Here is a 1,432-nt window from a genome sequence, read left to right as displayed (position 1 = left end):
AATCAAATTCAAACATAAAAAAGTCGAATTCCCTGTCCTTTAAGGAAAACGACTTTTTTAGCAGTGAAATTATACCTGTGCTAGCCCGCCATCTACGAACAATTCAACACCCGTCAAGTAACTGCTTTCGTCTGAAGCAAGGAAAGATACAGCGTTTGCTACTTCTTCAGGTGTCCCAACTTTTCCAGCTGGGACAGTATTTCTGGTATTTTCCATTGCTCCTTCAAGTGCATCACCAAAAAGCTCATCGTATGCAGGTGTAAGAATAACTCCTGGACTAACCACATTTACACGGATTTCAGTACCTTTTAGGTCAAGAATCCAGTTGCGAACTAGTGCTCTTAATGCTGCTTTAGATGCTCCATATACACTAAACGCTGGGTTGCCAATTGATCCAGCAGTAGAGCCCGTTACAATAATAGAACCTACTTTGTTCGGGAATAGTGATAACGCTTTTTGAACAGTAAAGATGGTTCCTTTCACGTTAATGTCGAACGTCCTATCAACCTGCTCTTCAGTAATTTCATCTAATGGAAGGAAGTTGCCGATGCCTGCATTAGCAAAAAGAATGTCCAACTTACCTTTTTCCTGCTTTATAATGTCATATAGTTTGTCTAAGTCTTCAAGCTTAGATATATCACCTTGAACACCGGTTACGTTCTTGCCAATTTGGTTAACAGCTTTATCAAGTTCGTTTTGTCTACGTCCCGTGATATAAACATATGCACCTTCGTTTACAAATTTTTGTGCTGTAGCAAGACCAATCCCGCTTGTTCCACCCGTTACAAGCGCTATTTTACCTTCAAATTTACCCATACTTAACACTCCTAGAATTAATTTTATTTTATGTCTAGTACCTTTAAGTACTTGAAGAACAACTTACAAGATATAGTATCCTTCAGTAAGCACATTATCGGAAGTACCCACTTTTTTGTGATATAGTAACTAAAAAGTAATAAATGTGGAATGGAGAGCTTTCGACATGAAAAAATTTAGCTGTGGGTTTGAAGTGACAAAGGAAGTTATTGGTGGAAAATGGAAAGGCCTTGTATTATACTTTTTAATGAATGGACCAAAGAGAACGAGTGAATTAAAGCGCATTATCCCAAATATAACTCAGAAAATGCTGATTCAAACACTTAGAGAGCTTGAAGCCAGTGGACTTGTGAGCAGAAAGATGTATAATCAAGTACCGCCGAAGGTTGAATATTCATCCACTGAACTTGGAGAATCTCTTAAACCTATCTTGCAGGAGCTATGTCAATGGGGAAGCCATTATGCGGAGCAAGAGTATGCAGAAGGCGAATATGAAATTGTACAACCAGACAACTAAAGTTAGGATTGATGTAGCTGCTGAAGTAAATGCTAAACAACTTCAATACCATCACCTAACAGATGAAGAACAGTCAGTCAGAAATAAATGAGATATTCA

The 1,432-nt window shown here is 38.2% G+C and carries 2 protein-coding genes; one reads left to right on the top strand and one right to left on the bottom strand.

Going from position 1 to position 1,432, the window contains the following annotated elements; translation table 11 throughout:
• Positions 1–69 precede the first annotated feature (69 nt).
• Positions 70–816 carry an SDR family NAD(P)-dependent oxidoreductase gene (locus C1T29_RS08675; RefSeq protein ID WP_103032199.1) on the bottom strand — a complete coding sequence of 249 codons (747 nt, stop codon included), beginning with the start codon at positions 814–816 and terminating at the stop codon, positions 70–72.
• Between the two features lie 166 nt (positions 817–982).
• Here C1T29_RS08675 and C1T29_RS08670 point away from each other — a divergent pair, with 166 nt between their 5' ends.
• Positions 983–1,333: a winged helix-turn-helix transcriptional regulator gene (locus tag C1T29_RS08670; RefSeq protein ID WP_014664240.1), complete on the top strand. Its 351-nt coding sequence runs from the start codon at positions 983–985 to the stop codon at positions 1,331–1,333.
• Positions 1,334–1,432: the final 99 nt, after the last annotated feature.

Source organism: Bacillus sp. MBGLi79 (genome assembly GCF_002953915.1).
The sequence above is the reverse complement of the archived record's forward strand: the minus strand, read 5'-3'. Positions and strand labels throughout refer to the sequence as shown.